Below are 1,644 nucleotides of genomic sequence, written 5' to 3'. Positions count from 1 at the left end.
TTCCTTTTCTGGCTACCTCTCTACTTGAGAGGCAGTGCAATCATACAAGAGAATAGGGTGATATTATTAAGTTGTTGTTGGTGAAACTGATAAGGCTTTTGGTAGCCAATACTGGAGTGGCGACGGTCATGATTATAATAATCAAAATACGCGGCGATGCTGGCCTGGGCATCCGCTAAATCGGAAAAGACGGGCCAGTCGCGGGCTTCGAGCACCTCGGTTTTGAGGCGGGACCACAGACTTTCCGCTTGCGCGTTGTCGTAGCATTCGCCGCGCCGGCTGTGCGAGAGCTGGGCGTTGGCCCTGTGCAGCAAGGCTTTGTAGGCGTTGCCCACGTATTGGCCCCCCCGGTCGGAGTGCACAATCAGACCTGGGGTCGTACCCGGTAGGGCGGGCCGATGGGCCAGCAGCGCTCGCTGCAACGCACTGGTGGCCAGGGCTTCGGGCATGTCGGCCCGCACCTGCCAGCCCACCACGTGCTTGGTGCACACGTCCTGAAAGGCGCACAAGTACGCCCACGTGCCATTGGCCAGGGGCAAATACGTGCTGTCGCTCACCCACACCCGGTTGGCCTGGGCCGGGCGCGGCTGGTCGAGCAGCAAGTTCGGGGCGCAGCGCTGCCCGTGGGTCGAATCGGTGGTGCGCGGGACGAAGGACTTGGGCTGCAAAGCTTTGCGTCCGTGGCGGCGCAGGCCCGTGCACAGGGCCTGGCGCCCCACCCGGTGGCCTTTTTTCCGTAATTCGACCTGCAGGCGCCGGGTGCCGTAGCGACGTTCGTGGTGGTCGAACACGGCGAGCATTTCCGTTTCCCAGGCCGGTTCGCGGGTCCCCATCGCCCCCGCCGCCTGCCTGTGCCGCCAGGCATAGTAGCGGCTGGGCACCACGTCCAGCACCTGGCACAGTTGCTGGACGGCGTAATGAGTACGTTGCTGGTCAATGAAATGCATCGGACTCATGGGGTCAGGGGATGCGAGAAGATGGCGATGGCTTTTTTTAAAATGTCCAGCTCCTGCGCGAGCCGTTTGTTGGCCGCGCGCAGGACCCGCACTTCGGCGGCTTCGGCCGGGTCGGTGGGCAAGGGCTGTTGGGCCGCTTTCTGCCAGGCATAGAGCCGCTTGGCATCGATATTCAGGGCGCGGGCGGCGGCCAGCGTGGAACGGCTTTCACTGGCCAGCCGCAGGGCTTCGGCGCGGAAGGCCGCATCATAACGCGGCCGTTTGGTCGGTGGAGCTTTTTCCATGGGTTCGGGAAATTACCACCCAATTCTCTCTTGGTTTACCCGACCACCTCACAGGGGCAAATGTACCTGGCCTTGCGCGACGCGTTTCGGCCGGGCACCTACTCCTTGGGCGAAACCTCGACTGGAAACTACGCCAGTTTGAACCAGAGTATGGGCCTCTTTTATACCTCAGACTTGTTCCTCAATAAGAAATCGGTGGTTTTCCAAGTCGTATTTGACACCAGAAACGGGGGCTGCTCAAAGAATCCAAGGATACAAGCTTGGCCAAACCAAAAAGACCATTCAGGCATCATAATCGGCTAAAATCTTTGACCATTTCTTGTTCAGGAACAAGTCTAATCCTATGTTCAGACACGACCTCTTAATTTAGGTCAATGAAGGAAAGGAGTGGAGTAAGATTCTAA

Annotated in this window: 2 protein-coding genes; both read right to left on the bottom strand. The window is 58.9% G+C overall.

The window, feature by feature from the left end:
* Window positions 1-20: 20 nt before the first annotated feature.
* Window positions 21-956, bottom strand: coding sequence for an IS3 family transposase (locus IEW17_RS20565; protein WP_188563939.1), 936 nt, complete (start codon window positions 954-956; stop codon window positions 21-23).
* On the bottom strand, window positions 953-1,240 hold the full coding sequence (locus IEW17_RS20560; protein WP_188563938.1) for a transposase: 288 nt from the start codon (window positions 1,238-1,240) through the stop codon (window positions 953-955). The genes IEW17_RS20565 and IEW17_RS20560 overlap by 4 nt, the downstream gene beginning before the upstream one ends.
* Window positions 1,241-1,644: the final 404 nt, after the last annotated feature.

Source organism: Hymenobacter frigidus (assembly GCF_014640435.1).
In the GTDB taxonomy this organism is placed as follows: domain Bacteria; phylum Bacteroidota; class Bacteroidia; order Cytophagales; family Hymenobacteraceae; genus Hymenobacter; species Hymenobacter frigidus.
The sequence above is the reverse complement of the archived record's forward strand: the minus strand, read 5'-3'. Positions and strand labels throughout refer to the sequence as shown.

Coding starts and splice junctions, on each gene's coding strand:
- IEW17_RS20565 (WP_188563939.1), bottom strand. CDS start 956: ATGAGTCCGATGCATTTCATTGACCAGCAACGTACTCATTACGCCGTC.
- IEW17_RS20560 (WP_188563938.1), bottom strand. CDS start 1,240: ATGGAAAAAGCTCCACCGACCAAACGGCCGCGTTATGATGCGGCCTTC.